Origin of the sequence: Kitasatospora nipponensis (assembly GCF_039528135.1) — a bacterium.
Lineage (GTDB): Bacteria > Actinomycetota > Actinomycetes > Streptomycetales > Streptomycetaceae > Kitasatospora > Kitasatospora nipponensis.
In genome coordinates this window covers 1-834 of sequence record NZ_BAAALF010000614.1, presented here as the reverse complement: position 1 = coordinate 834, position 834 = coordinate 1, and the positions used below count along the sequence as shown (strand labels likewise).

Here is an 834-nt window from a genome sequence, read left to right as displayed (position 1 = left end):
CCGCTCGTCGACACCAGGACCTGCTCCTTGTGGAAGGACCAAATCTGGGTGGTGAAGCGCTCCCTGGCGTTGCACTGCACCAGCCACTTGGTGGTCTGCGCGTAGTGGCCGCCTACTGCGGCGACCGACCGCTCCGGCTTGCCCACCAGCCTGAGGTCGTCGCCCGACCCGATTCCGTGCGGGCCGTCCCACACGGGGCAGTACGGCTGGGTGCCCCAGCCGCCGTCCACGTCCAGGCTGCTCTCGTAGGGCCAGATCGCGTTCTCCACCTCCGTCGCGGTGTTCCAGACGCTGATCAGGACGCCGTAGGGATCGCAGATGCCCGCCTTCGCACGTGCCGAGGCAGGCGCGTCAGGGGCGAACAGGCACACCTGGCCGTACGCCGGGTCCGGCCTCTCCATCGTCCAGCCCGCCGGGGGACCGAAGGTGACGTTGCGGAAGGTGGTCGGCGTCGGCGCAGCCTTGCTGCTCGCGCTGGGACTCCCGGAAGGCTCGGCCGAGGTGCTCGGTGACGGCGACGGGGTGGGCGACTCGGTCGGGGTCGGCGACGCGCTCACGCTCGGCGGAGCAGGCGCCGGGTCCTGGTGGATGGCGGTCGGGGTCCCGTTGAAGGTCAGGTAGCCGGCTACCGAGGCGGCCAGGCCGAACATCGCGATGCCCAGGACGAGTCGGACGGGCCGGAGTCGGCGGAGGCGGCCGGAGGGCGGCTGGGCCGGGGGCAGGTCGTGTGGCGAGATCGCGTTGGCGCGGGCTGCCAGGGCTTCCCGGTGCAGCTGCTCGGTCGGCGTTCCGAGGTCGTTGTTCTCCGTCATCGGTGCTTCTCCACATGCTTCT

The 834-nt window shown here is 71.1% G+C and carries 1 protein-coding gene; it reads right to left on the bottom strand.

Annotated features, from left to right (window positions below):
* Positions 1 to 812: hypothetical protein (locus ABD323_RS42260; protein ID WP_344447370.1), on the bottom strand; the 812-nt coding region annotated here is incomplete at its 3' end.
* Positions 813 to 834 lie beyond the last annotated feature (22 nt).